Below are 24,584 nucleotides of genomic sequence, written 5' to 3'. Positions count from 1 at the left end.
TTCATTTAGTCATCAAATTACGTTACTCTTCCGCTTCAGGCTTAACAGGGAACGATAATGAGAAGAGTAAGATATTTTTTGCTGGCGCTGCTGGTGGCGATCCTCGCGGCACTGGCGGGCGGCTACTACTGGCTGCACTCCGGCAACCCGGACGCATTACGCAAGATTGTTCTGCAGCAGTGCGTACCCCATCAGCAACAGCAGCAAAACCCGTCGCCGTGCGCGGAAGTGAACCTCAAGGGCGGCTATGTGCTGTTTAAAGACCGCAATGGCCCGCTGCAATATCTGCTGATGCCGACCTACCGCATTAACGGCACCGAAAGCCCGCTGCTGCTGGATCCGCTGACGCCGAACTTCTTCTGGCAGGCCTGGCAGGGACGAGAAATCATGAGTCAGCGTCACGGCGCGCCGGTTCCTGATAACGCGGTATCGCTGGCGATCAACTCGCGCAGCGGACGCACGCAAAACCATTTCCATATTCATATCTCCTGCCTGCGCCCCGATGTACGCGCGCAGTTAGATAAGGATGCGGCCGCGGTCAGCAGCCGCTGGCTGCCGCTGCCGGGCGGGCTTCAGGGTCATGAATACCTGGCGCGCCGGGTGACGGAGGCCGAACTGGCCCAGCGCAGCCCGTTCCTGATGCTGGCGGAAGAGGTGCCGGAAGCGCGCGAACATATGGGACGCTTCGCGCTGGCGATGGCACAGCAGAGCGACGGCTCGCTGGTGCTGCTGGCGACGGAGCGTAACCTGCTGACCCTGAACCGGGCTTCAGCGGAAGAAATTCAGGATCATCGCTGCACCATTCTTAACGCAAGCCACTAGTTCTGGCGTTTACCTGTCTTACCTGTCGTCGTATTCTTGCTGAAAAAAACGACAGGAGACAGGCATGTCGCTCTGGCTTACCCACCCGCTGTTCCTTCCTTCATTGATTGTCGGCGTCACCATTGTGCTCTGGGCGACGTCGCTGCTGCCGGAATTTATCACCGCGCTGCTGTTCTTCGCGGCGGCGATGATGGCGAAAATCGCTCCGCCGGAGGTGATCTTCGGCGGCTTTGCCTCTTCGGCGTTCTGGCTGGTGTTCAGCGGCTTTGTGCTCGGCATCGCGATCCGTAAAACCGGGCTGGCGGACCGGGCGGCGCAGGCGCTGTCTGCGCGGCTCACTGACTCCTGGCCGCGGATGGTCGGCAGCGTGGTGTTGCTGAGCTACGCGCTGGCGTTTGTGATGCCTTCCAACATGGGGCGTATCGCGCTGCTGATGCCGATCGTGGCGGCGATGGCCCGCCGCGCGGGCATTGTCGATGGCAGCCGCGGCTGGTTCGGCCTGGCGCTGGCGGTGGGGTTCGGCACCTTTCAGCTTTCGGCGACGATTTTGCCCGCTAACGTGCCAAATCTGGTGATGAGCGGGGCGGCGGAAGGCTCGTACGGTATCCATCTGAATTATGTTCCCTATTTACTGCTGCATACGCCGGTGCTTGGCTGGCTGAAAGGGGCGGTGCTGGTGGCGCTGATTTGCTGGCTGTTTCCCGGTAAGCCGCATCCACCGCGTGACCTGGCGCCGCTGCCGCCGATGAGCCGCGACGAGAAACGTCTGGCGTGGCTGCTGGCGGTCGTCCTCACGCTATGGGTGACGGAGAGCTGGCACGGCGTCGGCCCTGCGTGGACCGGCCTGGCGGCGGCAGTGGTCACGCTGCTGCCGCGGGTGGGCTTTATTAACGGCGAGGAGTTTGCCAGCGGGGTGAATATGCGTACCTGTATTTACGTCGCCGGGATTCTGGGACTGGCGATCACCGTTACCCAAACTGGAATTGGCGGCGCGGTGGGCAATGCGCTGCTGCAGGTGATGCCACTGGATAAAGACAATCCGTTCACCAGCTTCCTCGCCCTGACCGGGATTACCAGCGCGCTGAACTTTATGATGACCGCCAACGGCGTGCCGGCGCTGTATACCACTTTTGCGCAGAGCTTTGCCGACGCGACCGGTTTCCCGCTGCTCAGCGTGATCATGATTCAGGTGCTGGGGTATTCCACGCCGCTGCTGCCCTATCAGGCGTCGCCGATCGTGGTGGCGATGGGGTTAGGCAAGGTCCCGGCGAGGGCGGGGATGCAACTGTGTCTGGCGCTGGCGGCGGTGAGTTATCTGATTTTGCTGCCGCTGGATTACGCGTGGTATCAGCTGTTGGGGAAACTGTAACGGCAAAAGAAAGCCCGGCTTGCGCTGTGCTAAGCCGGGCTCCGGAGCGTTGTCAGTCACCCCGGTCGCGTGTCGCTACCGGGAAAAGCGAATTACGCTTTTTTCGCTGCTTCTGCTGCTTTAACGATCACCGCGAAAGCGTCAGCTTTCAGGGAGGCGCCGCCAACCAGCGCGCCGTCGATGTCCGGCTGGGTGAACAGCTCTGCTGCGTTGCCAGCGTTAACGGAACCGCCGTACTGGATGATCACTTGCTCAGCGATTTTCGCGTCAGCTTTAGCAATGTGGTCACGGATGAATTTGTGCACCGCCTGAGCCTGAGCCGGGGTCGCGGATTTGCCGGTACCGATAGCCCATACGGGTTCGTAAGCGATAACCACGCCTTCGAAAGCGGCAGCGCCCTGCGTTTTCAGCACGGCGTCGATCTGACGTGCGCAAACTTCTTCGGTTTTGCCCGCTTCGTTTTCGGCTTCGGTTTCACCGATGCACAGTACCGGGGTCAGACCCTGCTCTTTCAGCACAGCGAATTTCTTCGCGATCAGCTCGTCGGATTCTTTGTGGTAGGTACGGCGCTCGGAGTGGCCGATGATGATGTACTGTGCGCCGATATCTTTCAGCATTTCAGCGGAGGTTTCGCCGGTGAAAGCGCCAGACAGGTTCACGTCAACGTTCTGCGCGCCCAGGTGAATGTGGCTGCCTTCTGCCGCACGTTTAGCCAGGTCCAGATACATTTCCGGCGGGGCGATGGCAACTGCACAGCCGCTTACGCCAGCCAGCTCGGTACGCAGGTTCGCAACCAGTTCGTTTACCATGTGGCGGCTGCCGTTCAGTTTCCAGTTACCCATCACTAAAGGATGTCGCATTTTAATTCTCCACGCTACTTAAGCGAATTAAGGAATATAGCCGCCCCAGAGGGCAGCATGGTCTGTGAAACAGTATAGAGACTCGTCACTGGAAAGGCTTTGCTTTTTGTCATTTATTGTTACCTTCCAGCGTTTCAGATAACGCCAGCTTAATCGGTTCAATGGCGAAGGTCAGACCCTTTTCGCCATGATCTGCCACCACATAGCGAACGGCGCCTTCGGTATCGGCGAAATAGCGTTTGCCCTTGCCGGCAGTCAGCAGTTTTTGCAGCTTTTGCTGGCTTTGCGCTGGGCTAAGAGTGGGCACGAAGGCGCGGATCATGGCGCTCATATACTCCAGCGCTTTGGCCTTCGCCGCTTTTTGCTCCGGCCCCTGGATCGGCAGCCAGGTGATCTGCATGGATTTGATCTTCAGCGTGCCGCGCTCCAGCGCGGTCGAGGCATAAAGATTTTCGTTAATTTTGCTGGCGGCGCGGGTCAGGTTAGCCTGATCCCGGCTGGTGGCGATGGAACGGAATTCGTTCAGGGGCAGCTTCGGGTTATCGGCGTTAAATTTTTCCCGGAACTGGCTGATCGACAGGTCAAAACTCGGTGCGCCAGAGAGCAGATAGGGCGCCGCTGTCGCCGATTCGCTTTCTGCGGACAACGCGTGCGGGCTGACGGTCAGGCCCATCAGCCCACTTAAACACAAGATTGTCCACTTCTTCATGCCCGTCGTTCCTTTTTTTGCCTGCTGACGATTAAATCGGGAAGCGCGGCGCTTGTCAAAAAGTCACGACGCCAGGGTAAACTACGCAGACGATGATGATAAGGAAAAACGCATGACCCTACAGCAGTGGTTATTCTCAATTAAAGGGCGCATTGGCCGCCGCGATTTCTGGATCTGGATTGCCATCTGGCTGGTGACCATGAGCGCCCTGTTTACCCTGGCAGGCAGCAATCTGCTCAACCTGCAGACGGCGGCGTTTATTATCGTCTGCCTGCTGTGGCCGACGGCGGCGGTGGTGGTGAAACGGCTGCACGATCGCGGCAAATCCGGGCTGTGGGCGCTGCTGATGATTCTGGCGTGGATGCTGCTTGCGGGGAACTGGGCGATGCTGCCGCAGGTCTGGCAGTGGGGCGTCGGGCGCTTTGTGCCGACGCTGATTATCGTCATGCTGCTGATCGACCTGGGGGCGTTTGTCGGCACCCAGGGCGAGAATAAGTTCGGCAAAGAGACCCAGGACGTGCGCTGGAAAGCGGACGCCTGATTACCAGTAGTGCTCCGCTGTCATATGGCCCGGCCGGCGACGCAGATGTTTGGTCATCTGCCGGGTCTCTTTTAACAGCTGTTGGGTATCGCGCACCATTTGCGGGTTGCCGCACAGCATTACGTGGCTGGTGTCGGTGTTCATCGCCAGCCCGACCGCCTCTTCCAGCGCGCCGGTTTCAATCAGGAACGGTACCCGGCCGGTCAGCGAGCCTTCCACAGTTTCGCGGCTAACCACGGTTTGGATGCGTAGTTTACCGGCGTAGCGCTGCTCGAGTTCGCGCATCAGCGGCAGATAGCTCAGGTCCGCGGCGTAGCGGACGGCGTGGACCAGCACCAGGTTGTTAAAGCGTTCAAAATCTTTACCTTCCTGCAATATCGACAGGTATGGCCCGAGGGCAGTGCCGGTCGCCAGCATCCACAGCGTATCGCAATCCGGTACTTCATCGAGGACGAAGAAACCTGCCGCTTCACTCACCACCAGGACTTCATCGCCCGGCTTCAGCGCCGCCAGACGCGGGCTCAGCTTACCTTCCGGGACGGTGACCAGGTAGAACTCGAGATCGGGATTGCCGGGGGCGTTGACGTAGGAGTAGGCGCGCTGCACGCGTTCTCCGTCGATTTCCAGCCCGAGCTTGGTAAACTGCCCGGCGGTAAACGGATGAACAGGCGCCCGCACGTACAAACTGAACAAGGCATCCGTCCAGTACTCCACTTTTGTCACTTTGCCGCTAACCCAGTCCGCCATCGTCTTCTCCTGTTGCCAAGCGATGCCTTATCTTCGGTCCAGACGAGCAAGATTTCCACCCCGAAGGCACAAGAAAGCTCTATTGATCAAATATAAACGAAGAACAGGGCAACCGCTTGCGGACGGTTGCCTGGAGGAGAAAAAGCGGTATTACAGGATGTGCTGCTGGATGTCCGGATCTTTACGGTCGAGGTAATGAATCGACTGAATACGGCGGATAGTGCGCGACTTGCCGCGGATCAGCAGCGTCTCGGTGGTGGCCATGTTGCCCTTGCGGGTGATGCCGTCCAGCAGATCGCCTTTGGTGATCCCGGTGGCGGAGAAGACGACGTTATCGCTGCGCGCCATTTCATCCAGACGTAGCACTTTGCCCGCTTCAATGCCCATGGTTTTGCAGCGCGCCAGCTCGTTTTCACCGATGCGGCGGTTTTCTTCGTTGTCGCCCTTCACGTGGTGGCGAGCCAGCAGACGCCCCTGCATATCACCGTCCAGGGCGCGGATCACCGCGGCGGAAACCACCCCTTCCGGCGCGCCGCCGATGCCGTACAGTACGTCGACTTCGCTATCCGGCATGCAGGTGAGAATAGAGGCCGCGACGTCGCCATCGGGAATCGCGAATACACGCACGCCCAGCTGCTGCAGCTGGGCAATGACCGCGTCGTGGCGCGGTTTCGCCAGCACGGTGACGGTCAGCTCGCCCAGCGGCTTGTTCAGGGCGCGGGCGATATTGTGCAGGTTCTCTTCCAGCGGCAGATTGAGATCGATAGCGTCTTTAGCACCTGGGCCGACGATCAGCTTTTCCATATACATATCCGGCGCGTTGAGGAAGCAGCCCTTATCGCCGACCGCCATCACCGCCAGGGCATTGGCCTGGCCCATCGCCGTCATGCGGGTGCCTTCGATGGGATCGACAGCGATATCTACCGCATCGCCCTTGCCGGTACCCACTTTTTCGCCGATATAGAGCATCGGCGCTTCATCGATTTCGCCCTCGCCGATGACGATGGTGCCGTCGATATTGACGAGGTTAAGCATAATGCGCATGGCGTTAACCGCTGCGCCGTCGGCGGTATTCTTATCGCCGCGGCCCAGCCATTTATAGCCCGCCAGCGCGGCGGCTTCGGTGACACGCGAAAATTCGATGGCCAGTTCTCGTTTCATAATCCACTCGTTGTGTAGAAAAATTGCCCGCAGCGCGGCAAAAGCGCGCGCTACGCGTTGGAATAGCGTTCGGTTTCCGGCATCCAGCGCTCGATAAGCGCCTGGGCCTGTAGCGGATAGCGTTCATGAATATGGCGAGCAATGCGCTGAACGTCGGGGATCATCGCCTGATCGCGCAGCAAGTCCGCTACTTTAAATTCGGCGTTGCCGGTCTGGCGGGTGCCGAGCAGCTCGCCGGGACCGCGGATTTCGAGGTCTTTCTGGGCGATGACGAAACCGTCGTTGCTGTCGCGCAGGACCTGCAGGCGTTTCTGAGCCGTTTTGGAGAGCGGCGATTTATAGAGTAGCACGCAGTGGGAAGCGACCGCGCCGCGCCCGACGCGCCCTCTGAGCTGGTGCAGCTGCGCCAGACCCAGACGTTCCGGGTTTTCGATAATCATCAGGCTTGAGTTAGGCACGTCAACACCGACTTCAATCACCGTGGTGGCCACCAGCAGATGCATCTCGCCCTGCTTGAAGGCCTGCATTACCGCCTGCTTCTCGGCCGGTTTCATCCGCCCGTGGACGAGGCCGATATTAAGTTCCGGCAGCGCCAGTTTGAGCTCTTCCCAGGTCGCTTCCGCCGCCTGGGCTTCCAGCAGATCGGACTCTTCAATCAGCGTACAGACCCAATAGGCCTGGCGGCCTTCGTGGGTGCAGGCGTTGCGTACGCGGTCGATAATATCGCTGCGCCGGGTGTCCGGAATGGCGACGGTGGTCACCGGGGTTCGACCTGGCGGCAGCTCGTCGATAACTGAGGTATCGAGATCGGCATAGGCGGTCATCGCCAGGGTGCGCGGGATTGGCGTCGCGGTCATGATCAGCTGATGTGGGTGGAATCCCTGCTGCTGACCTTTTTCCCACAGCGCCAGCCGCTGATGCACGCCGAAGCGGTGCTGTTCGTCGATAATCACCAGCGCCAGACCGTTAAACTGCACCTGCTCCTGGAAGATGGCGTGAGTGCCGACAATCATCTGCACTTCGCCACTGGCGATAGCGTCCTGCTGTGCCTGACGGGCTTTGCCTTTCTGCTTGCCCGCCAGCCAGCCGACTTCTATGCCCAGCGGCTCAAACCAGCTGCGGAAGTTATTGGCATGCTGCTCGGCGAGCAGTTCGGTGGGCGCCATCAGCGCCACCTGTTTGCCGTGGGCAATAGCGCGCACGGCGGCCAGCGCGGCGACCAGAGTTTTGCCGGAGCCAACGTCGCCTTGCACCAGGCGCATCATCGGCACGTCCAGCGCCATATCGCGCTCTATCTCGGCGGTGACTCGCGCCTGCGCGCCGGTGGGCTTAAAGGGCAGGGAGGCCAGCAGCTGGTTTTTCAGGGTATCGTTGGCGCCGAGCGGCAGGGCGTGATAGCGCTGGGCGCCTGCCCGCAGCGCCAGCATGCTGAGGTTATGCGCCAGCAGCTCTTCCAGAATCAGACGCTGCTGCGCCGGGTGCTTGCCGCTTTCCAGCTCGCTAAGTTGCAGGGAGGGCGGCGGACGGTGCAGTGTGCGCAGCGCCTCCGGCAGGCTCATCATCCCCTGCGCCAGCTCCGGTGGCAGGAGTTCGCTAATCGCGCAGGTTTCCAGTAGCTCAAGCGCCTGATCGGTGAGCTTGCGCAGGGTCGCCTGCTTGATGCCTTCGGTGGTCGGATAGACCGGAGTTAACGTTTCCTGCAACTCCGGGGTGCTCATATCGCCCTGGACGCGGTATTCCGGGTGGATCATCTCGGCGCCGTACTTCCCGCGTTTGGCTTCACCGTAGGCCAGCACCCGACGACCAGTCGCGAGGCTGTTTTTCATCGCCGCGTTGAAGTTGAAAAAGCGCATGGTGAGGATGCCGGTGCCGTCGCTGATCTGGCAGGTCATCATCCGCCGGCCGCCGAAGGTGATATTGCTGTTGAGCACTTCGCCTTCTACGGTGGCATAAACCCCGGGAAGCAACTCGGCTATCGGGTAAAGATGGGTGCGATCTTCGTAACGCAGTGGCAGGTGCAGCAGCAGGTCCTGAACCGTATGCAGGCCTATTTTCGCCAGTTTGCTGCTCTGTGCAGCGCCCACACCGGTGAGTGAACTGAGCGGAACGGCATCGAGCAGGCGGCCTGACATCGGATTTACCTCGTTGCCTGCATGGTAGCCCACCACGCGGCATCGGCTTCCACTTCGCCCTGCCCGTTGACGTGGGGGTAAGGCAGACCTTTTTGCCTGGCGACGCGGGCCAGCACCGGATAACCGCCTTCGAACAGCAGTCGCTGCTGCTCTTCCGGCGGCAGCATGCTGTTAGCGCGTTGGTACATCCCGGCGTTTTGCCGCTGGCGTTGCGCCTCGTAGAGGATCAACGCCGAGGCAACGGAGACGTTCAGCGACTGCACCATGCCGATCATTGGGATAATGATGTCCTGGTCTGCCAGCGCCAGCGCTTCCTGGGTGATGCCGGTTTTCTCCTGACCCATCAGGATGCAGGTTGGACGAGTATAGTCGATTTCACGAAAATCGATGGCTTTGTCTGAAAGGTGGGTCGCGAGGATTTGCATGCCCTGGCCTTTCAGGTGGCCGACGGCATCTGCGATGGTGCGGTGGGTTTTCACCTGCACCCAGCTGTTGCTGCCCGCGGCGGCGGAGGCCATAGTACGCATCCGGCTGCTTGGCCAGACGGCATGCACTTCGTGTACGCCAACGGCATCTGCGGTCCGAATGACCGCAGAGACGTTATGAGGCTTATGGACCTGCTCCATACAGACCGTCAGGTCAGGCTGACGCCTGGCGAGCATCTCGCAGATACGCTCGTAGCGCTTTGAGTTCATAAAGCTAGTTTCGGTTACGGGTGACTTTAATCACGTCCGGCATGACGCGGATTTTGCGCATGATATTCGCCAGATGCACGCGGTCGCGCGCGGTCAGGCGGATAAAGGCGCTGTATACGCGGCCATCTTTCTCTTCCGTATTCAGGCTCTGGATATTGGAAGACGCGGTGTTGATCGCCGCCGTCAGGTTAGCCAGCGCGCCCTGGTGGTTAAACATGTCCACCTTGATTTCGGTGATGAACTCCTGAGCGGTCTCTTTATCCCACTCAACCGCCATAAATTTCTCCGGCTCTTTCTGATAGCCGCGAATGTTACGACAGGATTCATGGTGGATAACCAGCCCCTTACCCGGACTGACGTGGGCGATGATCGGGTCACCTGGAATCGGACGACAGCACTTGGCGAAGGTAATCAGCACGCCATCGGCGCCTTTGATTGGCAGATGACCGTGATTTGAGGTATTGGCCGGCACCGGCGCCGCAGCGGCTTCGCCCTGCTGCAGGTTTTTTGCCACCACGACGCTCATGGCGTTGCCCAGACCGATTTCCGCCAGCAGATCGTCAAGCGTGGCCAGCTTCATGCGATCGAGTTCGCGCTGGATATTCTCCGGCGGGATCTCGGCGAGTTTGCGGCTACCACCCAGCGCGTGGTTGAGCAGACGACGGCCAAGGCTGACTGAGTCGTCGCGCTTGAGGTTCTTCAGCAGCTGACGGATCTTGGCGCGCGCTTTCGAGCTGACGACAAAGTTCAACCAGGCGGCATTCGGGCGTGCGCCCGGCGCGGTGATAATTTCGACAGTCTGGCCGCTGGAGAGCGGCTGCGATAGCGGATAAGGCTGGCGGTCGACGCGCGCGCCAACGCAGGCATGGCCGATATCGGTATGCACCGCGTAGGCGAAGTCCACCGGCGTGGCGCCGGCGGGCAGTTCGACAATACGACCTTCCGGGGTGAAAACGTAAATCTCATCGGGGAACAGATCGGATTTTACGCTCTCGATAAATTCAAACGAGCTACCGGCGCTCTGCTGCAGCTCCAGCAGGCTTTGCATCCAGCGCTGAGCGCGGATTTGCGCGGTAGTGCTGCTTTCGCCGCCGTGCTCTTTATAAGCCCAGTGCGCCGCAACCCCCATCTCCGCCATCTGGTCCATGTCTTCGGTACGAATTTGTACCTCGACCGGGACGCCGTGGGGGCCGATCATCGAGGTATGCAAAGACTGATAGCCGTTCGCTTTCGGAATGGCGATGTAATCTTTGAAACGACCTGGACGCGGTTTGTAGAGGCTGTGCATCTGGCCGAGCACGCGATAGCAGATATCGGCATCATGGACGATAACGCGGAAGGCGTAGATATCCATGATCGAGTGAAAACGCTGCTCTTTAAGCACCATTTTGCAGTAGATGGAGTACAGATGCTTTTCGCGACCGCTGACGCGGCAGGGGATCCCCGCTTCCTGCAAACGCCCTTCGATTTCAGAGAGGATCTTTTGGATCATCTCCTTACGGTTGCCGCGCGCCGCTTTGACCACCTCTTTAATGACGCGGTAGCGGTTAGGGTACAGCGCTTCAAAGCCCAGCTCTTCGAGCTCGGTCTTGATGTGATGGATACCTAAACGGTGCGCCAGCGGGCTGTAAATTTCCAGCGTTTCGCGGGCGATGCGGCGGCGTTTATCCGGGCGTAACGAGCCCAGAGTACGCATGTTGTGGGTGCGGTCGGCAAGCTTGATGAGGATGACGCGGATGTCCTGCACCATCGCCATGATCATTTTGCGAAAGTTTTCGGCCTGCGCCTCTTTCTTATCGCGAAACTTGAGCTTATCAAGTTTCGACACCCCCTCTACCAGTTCGGCGACGCTTTTACCAAAAAGCTGTTCCATGTCCTGGTAGGTGGCGGGAGTATCTTCAATCACATCATGCAGCAGCGCGGCCATCAGCGTTTCATAGTCGAGCTTCATCTCGGCCAGAATGCAGGCTACCGCGACCGGGTGCGTGATATAGGGTTCACCGCTTGAACGTGTCTGACCCTCGTGAGCGTCACGTGCAACGAGATACGCCTGCCGAAGGCGCTTGATTTGCTCTTCCGGCAGGTAGTTTTGAATCAGCTGATTCAGGCTTTCAAACAGATACAAGGGCGACCCGCTGTGTGATTAACGACGACCTTCAGCAATCGCGGTAACGGCTTGTAATTCAGCGGCTTCCTGCTCTTGCTGTTCCTGGCGCTCACGTACGTCGAGGATCTGGTTGTTGATCAGACCTTCTTCGATTTCGCGCAGTGCGATAACGGTGGTTTTATCGTTTTCTTCCGGTACCAGCGGATCCTTTCCGCCTACCTGCATCTGACGAGCGCGACGCGCGGCGACCAGTACCAGGTCAAAACGGTTACCAATTTTCTCTACAGCGTCCTGAACAGTTACGCGTGCCATACTTAAAATGCTCCACAGGTGAAGAAATGACTGGGCATGATACTGAATGTGGGTTCAGTCTGCCAATAGTTTGGTGATTAAAGCGCCATGTCGCTGCTTTTGGCGGCTCATGCGCAGACGTTCAGCGCGGATGATATTTTTCAGGTCGCTCAGGGCGGTGTCAAAATCATCGTTCACAATCAGGTAATCATATTCCGCGTAATGGCTCATTTCCGCAACGGCCTGGGCCATCCGTTTCGCGATCACCTCTTCGCTGTCCTGGCCGCGGCCGCGCAGGCGACGGTCCAGTTCATCTTTTGACGGCGGCAGAATAAAAATGCTGCGTGCGCCGGGCATGCTTTTACGGATCTGCTGCGCACCTTGCCAGTCGATATCGAGGAAGACATCGACGCCGGTCGCCAGCACCTGCTCGATCGCTTTACGCGACGTGCCGTAATAGTTGCCAAAGACCTCTGCATGTTCCAGAAACGCGTTTTCGCCAATCATCGAGCGGAATTCGTCGTGATTCACGAAGAAATAGTGTTCGCCGTGCACTTCACCCGGACGCGGCGCCCGCGTGGTATGGGAAACCGATACCTGGGTGTCATACAACGGTTGGGTTTTTAATAAAGCCTGAATCAGGCTGGATTTACCCGCGCCGCTAGGGGCGGAAACAATATAAAGCGTGCCTTGAGCCATGAGTGTCTTTTGTATGTGGTTATCGAAAGAGGTCCTACATACGAGCCTATTATACACGTCGCCGCGGCGTGACGCAGTCATTGTCACACTTTTTGCCGCGGTTTCTTTCATTTTGCCTGCCGTTTTCCTGAATTCGCCAGCCGTTGCTGCAATGAGGCGTAAATCCTGGAAGGCGCTTCGCAAGGCGAAAAAGTACCCATCGCGGCTCGCGATGTTCTACAGCAGACTCTCCGCCAGGTGATGAAGGAGGGACTGCAATGCGTAAAGGAGGGTGGTGGCTGGCACTAGGGATGTTCTCTGCCAGCGCGCTGGCGACGTGTCCGGACTGGCCGCCGGCCAGAGGAAGGCAGGAGATTTCACGCCTTCATCAGCAAATTGTCGCCTGGAAAGAGGCCTACTGGCGACAAGGCGCCAGTGAGGTAAGCGATGACGTTTATGACCAGCTCACTCTGCGGCTGGCGCAGTGGCGGCAATGTTTTCCGGACGAGACGCCTGAGGATGACGATCTGCCTCCGCCGACGGGCGATACGCGTCATCCGGTGGCGCATACCGGCGTGCGCAAACTGGCCGATGGCGCCAGCGTTGCCCGCTGGATGAAAAATAAAAACGACCTGTGGGTACAACCTAAAGTGGACGGTGTGGCGGTGACCCTGGTCTATCGCCAGGGGAGTTTGGTTCAGGCCATTAGCCGCGGCGATGGTCTGCGCGGTGAGGCATGGACCGCCCGAGCGCGGCAGATCCCGGCGCTGGTAAAAGTGACGACCGGAGAACTGGCCAACAGCGTGCTGCAGGGGGAGCTGTTTCTGCACCGGGACGACCATGTTCAGCAGCAGGCTGGGGGGATGAACGCGCGGGCGAAAGTCGCCGGGTTGATGATGCGAGCCGACGCGGCGGCTGCGCTCAGTCAACTGGACGTTTTCATCTGGGCCTGGCCAGACGGCCCGTCGGATATGCGCCGTCGACAGCAGCTGCTGACGCAGGCGGGGTTTAAGTACAGCGGGCAATATACCCACCCGGTGACACGCGTCGAACAGGTGGCGCAATGGCGTCAGCGTTGGTATCGCTCGCCGCTTCCCTTCGTAAGTGATGGTGTGATTGTACGTGAAGGTCGTGAGCCTCCTGGGCGTGACTGGTCTCCCGGAAAGGGAGAGTGGCTGGCGGCCTGGAAGTATCCTCCGGCGTCGCAGGTGATGGAGGTACGGGCGATCCATTTCAGCACCGGCCGCAGCGGCAGGTTCAACGTCGTGGCCCAGCTTGAGCCCCAGCGGCTGGATGATAAACGCGTGCAGCGGGTTAACGTTGGCTCTGTGGCCCGCTGGCAGATGCTGGATATTGGGGTTGGCGATCAGCTGCAGATCAGTCTGGCAGGGCAGGGTATTCCTCGGATCGACGCCGTCGTCTGGCGGACGGCCGAGCGCCATAAACCGACGCCGCCGCCGGCGAAATTCAATGCGCTAAGCTGCTATTTCGCCACCCCTGAGTGCAGCGAACAGTTTCTTTCCCGGCTGATCTGGCTGTCATCAAAGTCCGCGCTGGATGTCGATGGCGTGGGGGAAAATTTATGGCGCGCCATTCAGCAGCAAAACCCGATGACGCATATTTTTTCCTGGCTGGCGCTTACGGTGGAGCAGCTGCAGGCGGTGCCAGGGATCTCCGCCGCCCGCGGGCAGCACCTCTGGCATCAATTTGATCTCGTTCGCAAACGGCCTTTTATCCGCTGGGTGCTGGCGATGGGGCTCCCGGTGCCTCAGGGGGCGCTGGCGCAGCTCGAAAGCGAGAACTGGCATTTGCTGGCGGCAAAAAGTGAAGCGCAATGGCGCGCGCTGCCGGGCGTGGGGGAGATCAGAGCCCGCCAGCTGGTGGCCTTCCTGCACCATCCGGATGTGGTGGCGCTGGCGCAATGGCTTAGCGGGCAGCGCATCTCCGGGTTTTGAGGCGGCTAGTGGCTATCATGGGTGTAGTGGAAGACCGGTAGCCCCAGTTTCCAGCGCAGCGCCAGCATGCGGGCGGTAAAGCCGAACAGCAGCGTGGCTAGCACCACCACATCGTGGCTGCTGACGTAATGTTGCAGGGCAATATAGAGTACGGCTGCGGCAAACGAGATCCCGGCATACAGCTCTTTCTGGAAGACCAGCGGAATGCGTTTGCAGAACATATCGCGCAGTACACCGCCAAAAACGCCGGTAATGACCGCCGCGATAGAGGCGATGATCGGACCTTCGCCCATATCCAGGGCGATCTGCGCGCCGATGATGGAAAACACGATCAGTCCCAGCGCGTCCAGTACCAGAAACAGCCGACGAAGGTGCGGCATCACCGGAGCGGCAATGGTGGTAAGGACGGCGGCGACAGCGACAATAATGACGTATTCCGGATGTTTCACCCAGCCGAGAGGATAATGTCCCAGCAGGATATCACGAACGGAACCCCCGCCCAGCGCGGTCGCGGTGGCGATAATAATGACACCAAACGTATCCATTCGCCGGCGCCCGGCAGCCAGCGCGCCGGTCATGGCTTCAGCGGTAATACCGATTAAATACAGAACATGAAGCAGCATAGATCCCCCCAGGTAATGGCGGGCAGGTTAACGATTTGTGCGCAGGATCACGATTGAGATTTTCTAAAGCGAATCATTTACGCCAGAAAAAATTAATGACAACAGTGCATGTGATGGCTTTATTTAAAGGTTTGTTGATTTTTTATCAATTTTTATTGATTAGAAAAAGTAATGATAAATGGAAAGATAGGCATCTATATTGAAAACACTATGAATACCTAATGTTTAAGTCTCGACCTTTATTCTTTTATTTTTCTTCTTCAAGGCCTGAGAAATGAGTGGAGCCGCCGGGAATAAAAATTATCTGACTCGCCTGATAGCCGTGGTATTAACCGGAATTCTGGCTGGCCTGTCCGGCATGGTGCTGGCGCTGATTTTACATGCGATACAGCACCTGGCTTTTGGCTACAGTGCCGGGCAGATCGTCGGTTCGGTGTCATTTTTACAGGGCGTCACGGAGTCGTCCTGGCCACGTCGCATCGCGGCAATTGTGGCTGGCGGCGTCGTCGCCGGATTTGGCTGGTGGCTGCTTGGTCGCTATGGGCAGAAGCGGGTTGCCATTGCGGCGGCGGTGGCCAACCCTTCCGCACCCATGCCTGCGGGTACCACAACGATCCATGCCCTGCTGCAGATCGTCACCGTGGCGCTGGGTTCCCCGCTTGGCCGCGAAGTGGCGCCCCGGGAAATGGGCGCGCTGGGAGCCGGGATGGTGGCGCGTAAGCTGGGCCTGCTGGAAGATGAAACCCGGACACTGATTGCCTGTGGGGCGGGCGCGGGTCTGGCGGCGGTGTATAACGTCCCGCTGGCAGGGGCGTTGTTCAGCCTTGAGGTCATGCTGCTGTCGTTTAGCTGGGAAAAAACGCTGGCGGCGATGGTCACCTCGGCGATTGCCGCCTGGACGGCCACCCTGGGGTTAGGGGATGAATCGCAATACCATTTTGTTTCCAGCGCACTCCCGTACACCTTTCTCTGGTGGGCGATTCTGGCGGGCCCGATTCTTGGCACCGGCGCCTGGCTTTTTCGCAAAGCGACCAGCGCGGCGCGTTCACGCGTCCGAAGTCACTGGCAGATGCCGGTGTTCTGTCTGCTGGGTTTTTCCCTTCTTGCCATCCTGAGCCTTTATTTCCCCGAGCTTCCGGGCAATGGCAAGGGACCAATGCAGCTCGCGCTCAGCGACGGGCTGCCTCTTAATACCGTCGCTATCCTGTTAGTGTTGAAGATGGTAGTGATCCTGGCGGTGCTGCGCGGCGGCGCGGAAGGCGGATTGTTAACCCCGGGGCTGGCGGTAGGCGGAATGGTTAGTCTGCTGCTCTGCGCGCTCTGGCAGCTCGGCTTTCCTGGCGGAGATAAAAGCAGCTTCGCCCTGGTGGGGGCGGCCGCGTTTCTCGCCGCCTCAATGCAGATGCCGCTCACGGCTGTGGCGCTGGTGATGGAGTTCACCCACATGGATCATAGCTATCTGGCCCCGATGCTGCTGTGCGCGGCAGGGGCGTTTTTAACCTGCCGGGGGCTGGATAAAAAATAGGTTTACCGAGCCGCAGTGAAAGTGAACAGAGAGGGGCCCCTTCATCCTGGAAGTAAAATCAGCCGCACTTTTCCCTGATGGTTGCCTCATGGTTAATAAGCCATTTTTTACGTGCAATGCCGCCGCCGTAACCGGTCATCGAACCATCTTTGCCGACAATTCGATGGCACGGGATGATAATCGCGACGCGGTTAGCGCCGTTTGCAGCAGCCACCGCGCGCGTGGCCGTTGGTTTACCTATATCCATCGCAATCGATTGATAATACGTCGTCTCACCGAAGCTAACGCGCTGTAAACGGCGCCAGACCGCTCGCTGGAATTCGCTGCCTGGGGTATCAAGCGCCACCTCGAACGATTGACGCCGCCCGGCAAAATACTCCGTTATTTCCTGTTGCGCCTGTCGGGTGTGGGCGTTTTCACCGGCGATGATGCTGGCGTCGAACCGTCGCTGCAGGTCGCTGAATTCTGTCTCCAGCGCTCGTCTGTCGACAAACTCCAGCAGGCAAATTCCCCGCTGCGTTGCACAAACAAACATTGGACCTAACGGGGTGGTAAAGCGATGAATTAAAACAACCTGGCGTTGCACGCTGGGTGCGGAACCGGTCAATTTTTTGCAGGTATAGCCGAAGCCGCTTAAAGACTCATAGCCGCTATCGAAAGCGACATCGGTGGTTGATCGACCTGCTTTTAGCTCCTGAAGCGCCATATTAACGCGCTGCATCCGCTGAAAAGCCTGAAAGGTGATCCCGTGGTTTTGCAGGAACCAGCGGCGAACGCGTTCCGGGCTAATATCGTGCTGACGTAGTTCGCTATCACTGAGGCGAACCTTCGGGTCTTCTCGCAGCAGACGGAGCGCTTGCTCAACAAAGGCGGGAGCCGTCCGGGCATTCTCCGTCGGGCGACAGACTTTGCATGGCCGAAATCCGGCATCCAGCGCGGATTTAACGTCATTATAAAATTCGACATTTTCGCGCCTTGGTTTTCGCGCCCGGCAGACTGAGATACAAAATACGCCGGTGGTTTTCACGCCAACGAAAAAGACGCCGGTGAATTCTACTGCGCGTTCAAGCAGCGCCTGATACCAGAGATCGCACTGGATACTGTCGGTAATTTTCATGGTCAAAAAACACCCGTGAAGGAGTGATGAGCTTGCACCTGACATAATAAGTCTTTCAGCCCGGCCTGTGTGGCAGCATGAATAAAATTGCCCATCGAAATACGTTTTACGCCCAGTGTTGATAAGGTACTGAAGTCTGCCAGCTCAGGCACACACATTACGTTTAATGGTAAAGGCACGTGGCGGACAATGGCGGTAATATCTTCCGCACGGGTGACGCAAGGCACAAAAAAACCGCATCCACCATGATTAGCGTACAACTGACCGCGATAGAGCGTCTCATCCAGTGCATCTTGTACGTTGAGAAGAAAGGTATCGGTGCGGACATTAACAAACATATCGGGACAAGCGCGGGTGATTTCCTGGATTTTGGCGGCAAAGACCACGGCATCGTCAAGACGACGCGTATTATTCACCACATAACTATCCTCGAGGTTTATTCCGCTCACGCCGAGATACGTCAGACGCTGGATATTGTCAATGATGTGGCTGGTTGTGGCGCCGTAGCCCGCCTCTAAATCGACGCTTAACGGCAGTTCGCTAACAGCTTTGATGCGTGAGACGATATATAACAGCTCGTCAAAACTCATCTCTTCGCCATCTTCATACCCTAACATTGCGGCGATAGCAGCGCTGGAGGTCCCCAGCGCCTGATAACCGGCCTGCTGAGCGGCCTGAGCGCTGCTGGCATCCCAGACGTTGGCAAGCAACAAAGGTTGGTTTTGCTGGTGAAGTGCATTGAAGTTCATTCTTTTCTCCCGCGGTGGTGTGTCCCCTGACTGTGCCGCGTTGGGCTCATTTGCCACAACCGAAAACTGGACGACTATTTTTATACGTAGATTCTTATCGTCAGCCGGCGGGAGAGAAAAATAAAAAGGCCATGATTGATCATGACCTTTTATACGGCAGTGCCTGGATGGGCAAGAAAGCGTTACTCGATATTCTGAATCTGCTCGCGCATTTGCTCGATCAGCACTTTCAGCTCAATCGCAGAGTTGGTGACCTCGGCGTTAATCGATTTTGACGCCAGGGTGTTCGACTCACGGTTGAACTCCTGCATCATAAAGTCGAGACGGCGACCCACAGCCTCTTTCTTTTTCAGAATGTTGTAGGTCTCTTTAACGTGCGCTTCGAGGCGGTCCAGCTCTTCGGCAACGTCGATACGCTGCGCCATCAGCACCAGCTCTTGCTCAAGACGGTTATTCTCCAGCTGCACTTCCGCGTCTTCCAGTTTGGCAACCAGACGCTCGCGCTGCCACTGAAGAATTTCCGGCATATGAGCGCGAACTTTGGTCACTTCGCCGCTCACGCCTTCAAGTCGCTGCTCGATAAGCGCTTTCAGGGCTTGGCCTTCCGTTTCGCGGGCGACGATGAAGTCGTCCAGCGCGCCGTCCAGGGCTGACAGAATATCGGCAGCGATGGCGTCGAGATCCTGCTCTTTGGCAGCCATCACGCCCGGCCAGCGCAGGATATCAACCGGGTTGATTTCCCCTTCATCGCTCTGCATTTTCACCCAGTTGGCAGCGTTGACCAGCTGCTTCGCCAGGTTTTCGTTGAGGATGAGTTCACCCTGCGCGCTGGGATCTTGTTCAAAACGCAGGGTGCATTCGACTTTACCGCGAGTCAGGCGGGCGCGAATGCGCTCGCGTACCACGGGCTCCAGACTACGGAACTGCTCCGGCAGGCGGAAGTACGTTTCCAGATAGCGCTGGTTTACCGAGCGCAGCTCCCATGTGGCGCTACCCCAGTCACCCTTGATTTCACGGCGGGCATAGGCGGTCATACTGCGGATCATAGACGTTCCTGTTTTCGTAATAATGAATGCAAGGATTATAGCTATGCGGGCGGTGACTTAACAGGAATAGTGATGAAATACCTGGATGGCGATTTTTTTGAGGGCCATAACCACAATGTATTTCATGCAATTACTAAGTTAAGCGAGCGGTATGCTTCTGTTGTGGGTAAAAATAAGACGTTTTGTATTAGCGACTTTACGTCAATGACGCTGTTAAGTTATAAGTGGTTAATTATTTGGGTTTGCTGAAGAAATAGTTTTTTTGCGCTGCGTTGACCGCAGAGAGATATTACTTTTTTGCTGTAGTTAATGGTTTTATATTATTTGGTGTGAGCATCAAACCCAGGTGGTATTATACGAGTTAGTTTCCTGGCAGAAAATCTGCTCAGAGTGATGATTTTGTGCCAAATATAACTACGCGAAATACTATGGTGCATTACCTGTAAGCGCTATGTATGTTTTTTTTGAATTTATTACGGCATATATATTAAACCTGGCATTGTTTACATTGTCGCTATGAATATTATCACTTCAACTATACCCATTGATTTTGTATTAGTGGTTTTTCATTTTGGACGGTATTGTCCGACAGAAAGATCACGAGTATAGTCGTTTTAGATTAGTTCTATAAAAAGGATTTTAATATGAACGCTATCTTTGACAGAGTCATTAGAGAGTTTTTCCCGGATACCAATATTCCACATTGGAAAAAATGGCTTTTCAGCGCCGCATTTGGCAATAAGGTATTATCTCGTTTAATAAACGACGATCGGTTAATTAATAAAAATGGCGTGGACTGGGTTAGTTCTGTCATTGAGTTTTTTAAAGTACGTTGTGAAACGGAAACCGCTGGCTTTAATAATATACCCCGACACGGTGCTACGGTTGTTATTTCAAATCATCCGACGGTGATGGATGGCCTTGCTTTAATACATACTGTTTCTCAGGTCAGAAAAGATATAAAAATAGTGGCTAACCACATTTTGCCAATGATATTCCCACAGGTGGCAGAACTTACCATTGGTATTGAGAATATGGCTGGTAAGATGAGCCATAAGAAATTCAGGGAAATGAACGATCACCTGAAGAACGGTGGTGTGTTGATTATTTGTCCTGCAGGTAAGCTGGCAAGCTGGTCTCTTTCAGGTTTACAGGAACATCAATGGAATCCCGGTTTTTTACAACTGGCGATGAGAAACAACGCGGCGCTGGTGCCTGTTCATATTACGGGATCAAACAGCAAAACTTATTATTTAGCTGCGACGGTTTGGCGGCAACTGTCAAATATAATGATTATTCGTGAAGCGCTACGCCATCGTGGTAAGACTATGAAAATCAAAGTAGGGCAGCAAATATCTTTATCTTCGTTTGATCGATTTAATAAAGATCTGTCTGCCGCGTCAAGTGTATGCTTGATGCATCTCCAGAGCATCGGAGAGAATGGCCCGGCGCTTGTAGATACGATTTCGCCACAAAAATTAACAGGTAGTCGAGAGAGTTTAATAAACGCAATAGAAGAGTGCGAAGTATTAAGACAATTTGATGATGGTAGAAAATTATTGATATTTCGCTGCAATACCCTCGGGGACTCACCTATTCTTGATGAGCTAGGGCGCTTACGCGAGCGCTGTTATCGCGATATTGGAGCAGGATCTGGTAAAGACAAAGATAACGATATTTTTGATGAAACCTATTACCATGTCATTTTATGGGATCCTTCTGATGAAGAAATACTGGGCGCCTATCGTCTAATCCCCGTTGGTGAGCAGTTAGCGCAACACGGAATAACAGGCCTCTACAGCAACAGCCTGTTTAAATACCATAATAATGCCTATTCCTGTTTAAGTCAGTGTGTGGAAATCGGTCGTGGCTTTATCCAGAAGCCTTATCAAAAAAGTAATGTGCTTGATTATTTATGGCGGGGGATATTTGATTTTATAAAAAGATATCCAGACTATAAATATTTGTTAGGTGTGTTGACGATTCCCGGCTCTTTTCCTGAAGAGGTGCAGAAACTCATTGTGAGTTTTTATAATATGTACTTTTCCAGCTCGGTCAACTTTTGTACGCCAATACAGTTATTCACTGCAGAAGATGCGCAACGCGATAGTCCTTTTTCTGGAAAAGATTTTAGAGACGACTGGTGTGCGCTTAACCGTCTGCTGAGAGAAAAAGGCTATGAACTGCCATGGCCTTTTAAACAGAGCGCTAAATGGTTTTCTCCGGGTGGATCATCGATTCTTGCATTCACAAAAGATGATGCTTTTAACTCGATCGCTGGGTTAAACCTGAGTGCTCTCGATAAATTGAATGAAATATACTTTAAGCATTATTTAAAGGATTAAACTGACGATACCGTTAGGGTTTGGAATGAGAATAATTCAATCCAGACATCAGTAATGAAAAACTCTATGCGTACGGATGCGTTTTAATGCAAAAGCCAGTAAATATAATTATTGTTGTGATAGCGATGCTGATGATAACGGGGTGTGATAACAAACCGGAGAACAGGTTCTCTGGTTATTCACATGGCGAATTTGTCTATCTTTCTTATTCTTCCACTGCAAAAATTGAACAGCTATTCATTAAGAAAGGAGATAATGTCACGCCTGGACAAGAGCTAGTGAAGATTGAGTCCTTTGATGCGCAAAATATTTTCCTGCGAGCTGAGGAAAAACTTTCTGCAGAGAGCGCATTATTGCGAAATTTAGAGTCGGGAGAACGGCAGGAAGAACTGGATATTATACGTGCCCAGATTAAAAAAGCACGATCGGCGGAATCCCAGGTAAAGCGTCAGCTTGAGCGGTATCGTAATCTTTACGCCAGTCATGCCATATCGCTAGCGGAATGGGAGGATATCAGGGATGAGTTAACGCAAAAAGGCGCGCAGGTAGAAGAGTTAATTAATCAACTCAAAGCGCGGCAACTGCCTGCCCGTCAGGATGAGATTAGCAAACAGCTCTCGATGGTGGCCGCGGCAAAACTCGAACGTGACAAGGCGCTTTGGGATGTCCAGCAAACGACGATTGTTTCTCCGGTCAATGCTAAAGTCTTCGATATTATTTATCGCGCTGGGGAACGGCCCACGGCTGGCAGACCAATAATTAGTCTGTTACCTCCTGAGAATATAAAAGTACGCTTTTTTATACCCGAGGCGATGCTTGGTAAATTTAAAATCGGATCTAAGGTAAAACTGATATGCGATGGTTGCGCTGAGCCCATTGCTGGCGTGATTAACTACATCAGTCCTGAAGCGGAATTTACGCCTCCGGTTATTTATAGTACGAAACGCCGGGAGAAACTCATTTTTATGGCTGAGGCTATCCCTGCTCTGAAGCAGGCCGGCCTGATGAAAATCGGCCAGCCGTTTGATGTGGAGATTATTGGTAATGAATAATCTTTGTATTGATGTAACAAATCTCAATAAGCATTTTGGTGAACATCATGTCGTAAAGGATTTCTCTCTACAGGTGGCAAAAGGCGAAATTTATGGTTTTCTCGGCCCAAACGGTAGCGGCAAGACGACATCGATTCGGATGATGTGTGGTTTGATTACCCCGGATTCAGGTGAAGGCTCTTGTCTGGGCATGGACATCTTTACGCAGCGGGAAAAAATAAAAAAAAAGATAGGTTATATGACCCAGTATTTCTCAATGTGGGGAAATTTAACCATCCGGGAAAACTTACTTTTTATCGCGCGGTTGTATAGCCTCGACCAGCGTAAGGCCCGGGTTGAACGTGCGCTTTCAGAGTTAGGTCTCACAACCCGACAGCACCAGCTGGCTAAGGAACTTTCTGGCGGCTGGAAGCAAAGAATGGCCCTTGCCGCCTGCATGTTGCATGAACCTGTTTTGCTGTTTCTGGACGAACCAACCGCTGGCGTGGATCCAAAAGCGCGGCGCGAGTTCTGGCAAATGCTGCACCAGCTATCGGACCGAGGTATTTCGATACTGGTGAGCACGCATTATATGGATGAGGCCGAGCGTTGCCATAAGGTTGCCTATCTGTCTTATGGCCGCCTGTTGGCAAATGGCACTATTGCGTCAATTATCGCGTCCCAGAATCTGATCACCATGCGAACGAGCGGCGCCGGTCTGACGCTGCTTGAAAACCAGCTACAGCGCTTGCCGGATATTGAGCAAACGGTCATTTTTGGCAATCAGCTTTATATTACTTCCAGAGATGAAGCGAAGTTAAAGTCCACGCTTTTTGCATTTACACAGCAGGGCTATGAGTTCTGCCAGGTGGATACCAATCTGGAAGATGCATTTACCTATTTGATGAAAAACGATTGTGAAAAAAATTAATTTAAGCTTCTCCTTTACTCGCTGGATCGGTGTGGTTATTAAGGAAATCCATGAATTACGTCGTGATAAAGTCAGCATCAGTATGGTGCTCCTGACACCTATTTTTCAGCTGATCATTCTTGGCTATGCCATCAATATGGATCCCCATAATCTTCCTACCGCTTTATTAAATTATGATACCGAGCGCATGAGTCAGATTTTTGTGACGGAAGCGCAAAATACAGGGTATTTTTCGATGATTCCTGTCGATTCAGAAGAAGCAGCTCAGAAAGCGTTTGTTCGAGGAGATGTCACTTTTATCGTGACGATTCCTGAGGGATTCACGCGCAAGATGTTGCGTGGAGAAAAGCCTCAGCTGTTAATTCAGGGGGATGCCATCGATCCGATAACCACGGGGAATGCGCTCAGCGCCCTTGTGCAGGTTGCGAAATCGATGTTTCAACACGATTTGCCGGGCGACATGCGTGTAGAGCAAAAAGAGGATGATTTTGAGCTTATTATCCATCGCATGTTTAACCCGGAGGGGATAACCCAGTTTAATACTATTCCAGGTATTATGGGATCGATACTCAGTACAACCTTAATCCTGATGACCGCCCTGTCCATTACCCGTGAGCGAGAAAACGGGGCGTTAGAAAATTTACTGGTCTCTCCGTTATCCGGACTTGAGGTTATCATTGGGAAAATAACACCTTTTGTTATCATTGGTTTGTTTCAGGCGACCTTGATTCTGATTGCCGCCGTTCTGTTGTTCGATATTCCCCTTCACGGTAGCGTTTTCCTGCTATTTTTTGTGTTGTTAATTTATGTCTTTCTTTGCCTGTCAATCGGTATTGGTATTTCTGGCATGGCACAAAACCAACTGCAGGCGCTGCAAATGTCGTCATTTTACTTTATTCCTTCCATTATGCTTTCCGGTTTTATTAGCCCCTTTATTAGTATGCCTGACTGGGCGAAAGCCATTGGCTCCTGTTTACCGCTGACCTATTTCATCCGACTGGTTAAGGGCATCATGTTGAAAGGATATTCTGCGATGGCATTATTACCCGATCTTTTGCCGTTGATCGGCCTGGCAGTGATTGTGATTGGCGTGGGGTTGAAATCTTATCGTAAAACGCTGGACTGACATTATGTGCGCGCCCGGCACGTG

General features: G+C 54.9%; 22 protein-coding genes. 9 read left to right on the top strand and 13 right to left on the bottom strand.

The features are described 5' to 3' along the window. The first annotated feature begins 57 nt into the window (after nucleotides 1-57). Nucleotides 58-822: a CDP-diacylglycerol diphosphatase gene (locus tag CWM54_RS20555; RefSeq protein ID WP_061152935.1), complete on the top strand. Its 765-nt coding sequence runs from the start codon at nucleotides 58-60 to the stop codon at nucleotides 820-822. Between the two features lie 64 nt (nucleotides 823-886). Then, entirely contained in the window at nucleotides 887-2,191 is a 1,305-nt protein-coding gene (locus CWM54_RS20550) for an SLC13 family permease (protein WP_100680985.1), read from the top strand. 92 nt (nucleotides 2,192-2,283) lie between these two features. On the opposite strand, the gene tpiA is transcribed toward CWM54_RS20550, so the two are convergent. Continuing rightward, nucleotides 2,284-3,051, bottom strand: coding sequence for a triose-phosphate isomerase (tpiA, locus tag CWM54_RS20545; protein WP_002922909.1), 768 nt, complete (start codon nucleotides 3,049-3,051; stop codon nucleotides 2,284-2,286). Between the two features lie 109 nt (nucleotides 3,052-3,160). Beyond that, on the bottom strand, nucleotides 3,161-3,760 hold the full coding sequence (locus tag CWM54_RS20540) for a YiiQ family protein (RefSeq protein WP_100630959.1): 600 nt from the start codon (nucleotides 3,758-3,760) through the stop codon (nucleotides 3,161-3,163). Nucleotides 3,761-3,872: 112 nt separating this feature from the next. On the opposite strand from CWM54_RS20540, the gene CWM54_RS20535 reads away from it, so the two are divergent. After that, a complete protein-coding gene (locus CWM54_RS20535; RefSeq protein ID WP_061152937.1) occupies nucleotides 3,873-4,301 on the top strand; it encodes a DUF805 domain-containing protein in 429 nt (142 codons plus the stop codon). On the opposite strand, the gene fpr is transcribed toward CWM54_RS20535, so the two are convergent. From fpr to gmk, 7 genes are all read right to left on the bottom strand, one after another. Next, nucleotides 4,302-5,048 (bottom strand): ferredoxin--NADP(+) reductase, encoded by a 747-nt coding sequence (gene fpr, locus CWM54_RS20530; RefSeq protein WP_100698286.1) that lies wholly within the window; start codon nucleotides 5,046-5,048, stop codon nucleotides 4,302-4,304. A gap of 150 nt (nucleotides 5,049-5,198) precedes the next feature. Then, complete coding sequence (gene glpX, locus CWM54_RS20525; RefSeq protein WP_100698284.1) at nucleotides 5,199-6,209, bottom strand: class II fructose-bisphosphatase; 1,011 nt, start codon at nucleotides 6,207-6,209, stop codon at nucleotides 5,199-5,201. Between the two features lie 50 nt (nucleotides 6,210-6,259). Continuing rightward, the gene (gene recG / locus CWM54_RS20520) at nucleotides 6,260-8,341 is read right to left on the bottom strand and encodes an ATP-dependent DNA helicase RecG (RefSeq protein WP_100698282.1); all 2,082 of its coding nucleotides are present in this window, start codon (nucleotides 8,339-8,341) and stop codon (nucleotides 6,260-6,262) included. 5 nt (nucleotides 8,342-8,346) lie between these two features. Continuing rightward, the gene (trmH, locus tag CWM54_RS20515; protein WP_100698280.1) at nucleotides 8,347-9,036 is read right to left on the bottom strand and encodes a tRNA (guanosine(18)-2'-O)-methyltransferase TrmH; all 690 of its coding nucleotides are present in this window, start codon (nucleotides 9,034-9,036) and stop codon (nucleotides 8,347-8,349) included. 4 nt (nucleotides 9,037-9,040) lie between these two features. Then, nucleotides 9,041-11,161, bottom strand: a complete 2,121-nt coding sequence (spoT, locus tag CWM54_RS20510; protein WP_094917564.1) for a bifunctional GTP diphosphokinase/guanosine-3',5'-bis pyrophosphate 3'-pyrophosphohydrolase — start codon at nucleotides 11,159-11,161, stop codon at nucleotides 9,041-9,043. 18 nt (nucleotides 11,162-11,179) lie between these two features. Beyond that, nucleotides 11,180-11,455, bottom strand: a complete 276-nt coding sequence (gene rpoZ / locus CWM54_RS20505; RefSeq protein WP_000135058.1) for a DNA-directed RNA polymerase subunit omega — start codon at nucleotides 11,453-11,455, stop codon at nucleotides 11,180-11,182. Nucleotides 11,456-11,509: 54 nt separating this feature from the next. Further along, nucleotides 11,510-12,133: a guanylate kinase gene (gmk, locus tag CWM54_RS20500; protein WP_002922664.1), complete on the bottom strand. Its 624-nt coding sequence runs from the start codon at nucleotides 12,131-12,133 to the stop codon at nucleotides 11,510-11,512. A gap of 257 nt (nucleotides 12,134-12,390) precedes the next feature. Between gmk and ligB the strand changes: the two genes are divergently transcribed. Next, nucleotides 12,391-14,067 (top strand): NAD-dependent DNA ligase LigB, encoded by a 1,677-nt coding sequence (ligB, locus tag CWM54_RS20490; RefSeq protein WP_100698276.1) that lies wholly within the window; start codon nucleotides 12,391-12,393, stop codon nucleotides 14,065-14,067. Nucleotides 14,068-14,072: 5 nt separating this feature from the next. On the opposite strand, the gene CWM54_RS20485 is transcribed toward ligB, so the two are convergent. Beyond that, nucleotides 14,073-14,690 (bottom strand): trimeric intracellular cation channel family protein, encoded by a 618-nt coding sequence (locus CWM54_RS20485; RefSeq protein WP_012540300.1) that lies wholly within the window; start codon nucleotides 14,688-14,690, stop codon nucleotides 14,073-14,075. 274 nt (nucleotides 14,691-14,964) lie between these two features. On the opposite strand from CWM54_RS20485, the gene CWM54_RS20480 reads away from it, so the two are divergent. Then, nucleotides 14,965-16,215 carry a chloride channel protein gene (locus tag CWM54_RS20480; RefSeq protein ID WP_100698274.1) on the top strand — a complete coding sequence of 417 codons (1,251 nt, stop codon included), beginning with the start codon at nucleotides 14,965-14,967 and terminating at the stop codon, nucleotides 16,213-16,215. 58 nt (nucleotides 16,216-16,273) lie between these two features. Here CWM54_RS20480 and CWM54_RS20475 read toward each other — a convergent pair whose 3' ends face one another. The 3 genes from CWM54_RS20475 to CWM54_RS20465 all read right to left on the bottom strand — a co-directional run bounded on the left by CWM54_RS20475 (nucleotide 16,274) and on the right by CWM54_RS20465 (nucleotide 19,127). After that, nucleotides 16,274-17,332, bottom strand: a complete 1,059-nt coding sequence (locus CWM54_RS20475) for a bifunctional transcriptional activator/DNA repair enzyme AdaA (protein WP_100698272.1) — start codon at nucleotides 17,330-17,332, stop codon at nucleotides 16,274-16,276. A 2-nt stretch (nucleotides 17,333-17,334) separates the two neighbouring features. After that, entirely contained in the window at nucleotides 17,335-18,081 is a 747-nt protein-coding gene (locus CWM54_RS20470; protein WP_100698270.1) for an isocitrate lyase/PEP mutase family protein, read from the bottom strand. A 182-nt stretch (nucleotides 18,082-18,263) separates the two neighbouring features. Continuing rightward, complete coding sequence (locus tag CWM54_RS20465) at nucleotides 18,264-19,127, bottom strand: YicC/YloC family endoribonuclease (RefSeq protein ID WP_100698268.1); 864 nt, start codon at nucleotides 19,125-19,127, stop codon at nucleotides 18,264-18,266. A gap of 644 nt (nucleotides 19,128-19,771) precedes the next feature. Here CWM54_RS20465 and CWM54_RS20460 point away from each other — a divergent pair. From CWM54_RS20460 to CWM54_RS20445, 4 genes are all read left to right on the top strand, one after another. Beyond that, nucleotides 19,772-21,472, top strand: coding sequence for a lysophospholipid acyltransferase family protein (locus tag CWM54_RS20460; RefSeq protein ID WP_100698267.1), 1,701 nt, complete (start codon nucleotides 19,772-19,774; stop codon nucleotides 21,470-21,472). A gap of 86 nt (nucleotides 21,473-21,558) precedes the next feature. Next, entirely contained in the window at nucleotides 21,559-22,524 is a 966-nt protein-coding gene (locus CWM54_RS20455; RefSeq protein WP_100698266.1) for an HlyD family secretion protein, read from the top strand. Further along, nucleotides 22,517-23,434 (top strand): ABC transporter ATP-binding protein, encoded by a 918-nt coding sequence (locus CWM54_RS20450; protein WP_100698264.1) that lies wholly within the window; start codon nucleotides 22,517-22,519, stop codon nucleotides 23,432-23,434. The genes CWM54_RS20455 and CWM54_RS20450 overlap by 8 nt, the downstream gene beginning before the upstream one ends. Next, nucleotides 23,421-24,560 (top strand): ABC transporter permease, encoded by a 1,140-nt coding sequence (locus CWM54_RS20445; protein ID WP_061152947.1) that lies wholly within the window; start codon nucleotides 23,421-23,423, stop codon nucleotides 24,558-24,560. The genes CWM54_RS20450 and CWM54_RS20445 overlap by 14 nt, the downstream gene beginning before the upstream one ends. Nucleotides 24,561-24,584: the final 24 nt, after the last annotated feature.

Origin of the sequence: Klebsiella sp. D-Nf1, from assembly GCF_002810515.1 — a bacterium.
GTDB classification, from domain to species: Bacteria; Pseudomonadota; Gammaproteobacteria; order Enterobacterales; family Enterobacteriaceae; genus Klebsiella; species Klebsiella variicola.
This window is presented reverse-complemented; position numbering and strand designations above follow the sequence as displayed.

What these genes read in the sequence shown, in the direction of transcription:
- fpr (WP_100698286.1), bottom strand. Translation starts at nt 5,048, where the DNA reads ATGGCGGACTGGGTTAGCGGCAAAGTGACAAAAGTGGAGTACTGGACG.
- CWM54_RS20535 (WP_061152937.1), top strand. Translation starts at nt 3,873, where the DNA reads ATGACCCTACAGCAGTGGTTATTCTCAATTAAAGGGCGCATTGGCCGC.
- glpX (WP_100698284.1), bottom strand. Translation starts at nt 6,209, where the DNA reads ATGAAACGAGAACTGGCCATCGAATTTTCGCGTGTCACCGAAGCCGCC.
- CWM54_RS20475 (WP_100698272.1), bottom strand. Translation starts at nt 17,332, where the DNA reads ATGAAAATTACCGACAGTATCCAGTGCGATCTCTGGTATCAGGCGCTG.
- ligB (WP_100698276.1), top strand. Translation starts at nt 12,391, where the DNA reads ATGCGTAAAGGAGGGTGGTGGCTGGCACTAGGGATGTTCTCTGCCAGC.
- trmH (WP_100698280.1), bottom strand. Translation starts at nt 9,036, where the DNA reads ATGAACTCAAAGCGCTACGAGCGTATCTGCGAGATGCTCGCCAGGCGT.
- CWM54_RS20480 (WP_100698274.1), top strand. Translation starts at nt 14,965, where the DNA reads ATGAGTGGAGCCGCCGGGAATAAAAATTATCTGACTCGCCTGATAGCC.
- CWM54_RS20540 (WP_100630959.1), bottom strand. Translation starts at nt 3,760, where the DNA reads ATGAAGAAGTGGACAATCTTGTGTTTAAGTGGGCTGATGGGCCTGACC.
- CWM54_RS20465 (WP_100698268.1), bottom strand. Translation starts at nt 19,127, where the DNA reads ATGATCCGCAGTATGACCGCCTATGCCCGCCGTGAAATCAAGGGTGAC.
- CWM54_RS20470 (WP_100698270.1), bottom strand. Translation starts at nt 18,081, where the DNA reads ATGAACTTCAATGCACTTCACCAGCAAAACCAACCTTTGTTGCTTGCC.
- recG (WP_100698282.1), bottom strand. Translation starts at nt 8,341, where the DNA reads ATGTCAGGCCGCCTGCTCGATGCCGTTCCGCTCAGTTCACTCACCGGT.
- CWM54_RS20555 (WP_061152935.1), top strand. Translation starts at nt 58, where the DNA reads ATGAGAAGAGTAAGATATTTTTTGCTGGCGCTGCTGGTGGCGATCCTC.
- CWM54_RS20485 (WP_012540300.1), bottom strand. Translation starts at nt 14,690, where the DNA reads ATGCTGCTTCATGTTCTGTATTTAATCGGTATTACCGCTGAAGCCATG.
- CWM54_RS20455 (WP_100698266.1), top strand. Translation starts at nt 21,559, where the DNA reads ATGCAAAAGCCAGTAAATATAATTATTGTTGTGATAGCGATGCTGATG.
- tpiA (WP_002922909.1), bottom strand. Translation starts at nt 3,051, where the DNA reads ATGCGACATCCTTTAGTGATGGGTAACTGGAAACTGAACGGCAGCCGC.
- gmk (WP_002922664.1), bottom strand. Translation starts at nt 12,133, where the DNA reads ATGGCTCAAGGCACGCTTTATATTGTTTCCGCCCCTAGCGGCGCGGGT.
- CWM54_RS20450 (WP_100698264.1), top strand. Translation starts at nt 22,517, where the DNA reads ATGAATAATCTTTGTATTGATGTAACAAATCTCAATAAGCATTTTGGT.
- CWM54_RS20550 (WP_100680985.1), top strand. Translation starts at nt 887, where the DNA reads ATGTCGCTCTGGCTTACCCACCCGCTGTTCCTTCCTTCATTGATTGTC.
- CWM54_RS20460 (WP_100698267.1), top strand. Translation starts at nt 19,772, where the DNA reads ATGAACGCTATCTTTGACAGAGTCATTAGAGAGTTTTTCCCGGATACC.
- rpoZ (WP_000135058.1), bottom strand. Translation starts at nt 11,455, where the DNA reads ATGGCACGCGTAACTGTTCAGGACGCTGTAGAGAAAATTGGTAACCGT.